At 46.5% G+C, this 540-nt stretch carries 1 protein-coding gene and 1 pseudogene; both read right to left on the bottom strand.

Annotated features, from left to right (window positions below; all coding sequences use genetic code 11):
* Window positions 1-283: HAD family hydrolase (locus D8792_RS11300; RefSeq protein ID WP_142999416.1), on the bottom strand; the 283-nt coding region annotated here is incomplete at its 3' end.
* A gap of 41 nt (window positions 284-324) precedes the next feature.
* Window positions 325-540, bottom strand: a pseudogene (locus tag D8792_RS11295) (DeoR/GlpR transcriptional regulator); the annotation flags it as partial.

Genomic DNA, 540 nt, shown 5'->3' with positions numbered 1-540 from the left:
GAGACAGATCCAATGGATGCTCGATAATGGTCTCGTAATTTTGCGGATCACCCTTGATGACCAGAGCACCGTTGTAGCAGGCTAGTGGGTTATCACCCAGCCCTAGCTTACGAGCAATTGGCTCCATGCCCAGAGGAGAGCGGGCAGAGGCTAGGACAAAGGGGATGTTTTCTTTGTTCAGCAAGGGAATCTGCTCCCTCAGTTGCGGATCTACTTGGTGCTGGTCATCGAGAATTGTGCCGTCAATGTCGCTGATAATCAAACGAATAGGTTGCTTGGTCATGGTCGCTTCCTCCGTAAGCTATAAAATGAAATCTTGTCAAACTAGCAAATAATAGTGACTTTCCCAGCCAGAAGAGCTTCTAGCTCAGGGCTAGGTTTTTGATCGGTGATCCAGTAGTCAAAATCGCTGATATTTCCTAAAATATAGGTTGATTCTTTCTTAACTTTGGCCTGCTCGGCCAGCAGAATCTTTGTCTTGGCCTGCTTGAGAGCTAGCTTATTCAGATAGGCATCTTCTTGGTCTTCAAAGCTGATTTG

The organism is Streptococcus cristatus (assembly GCF_003943505.1).
In the GTDB taxonomy this organism is placed as follows: domain Bacteria; phylum Bacillota; class Bacilli; order Lactobacillales; family Streptococcaceae; genus Streptococcus; species Streptococcus cristatus_E.
This window is presented reverse-complemented; position numbering and strand designations above follow the sequence as displayed.